Here is a 244-nt window from a genome sequence, read left to right on the forward strand (position 1 = left end):
GTGGATTGACGAAGGTGGGCAGCGACAACTTACTGATGATCAACGCGCACATTGCGCACGATTGTACGGTAGGTAACCGCTGTATTCTCGCCAACAACGCAACGCTGGCGGGTCACGTATCGGTTGACGACTTCGCGATCATCGGCGGCATGACCGCAGTCCATCAGTTCTGCATCATTGGTGCGCACGTGATGGTTGGCGGCTGCTCCGGTGTGGCGCAGGACGTCCCTCCTTATGTCATTGC

At 57.4% G+C, this 244-nt stretch carries 1 pseudogene; it reads left to right on the forward strand.

Annotation, left to right across the window (positions count from 1 at the left end):
- Positions 1–14: 14 nt before the first annotated feature.
- Positions 15–244, forward strand: a pseudogene (locus tag SB764_RS43760) (acyl-[acyl-carrier-protein]--UDP-N-acetylglucosamine O-acyltransferase); the annotation flags it as partial.

The organism is Paraburkholderia sp. SIMBA_027 (genome assembly GCF_046535315.1).
Taxonomy (GTDB): domain Bacteria; phylum Pseudomonadota; class Gammaproteobacteria; order Burkholderiales; family Burkholderiaceae; genus Paraburkholderia; species Paraburkholderia tropica.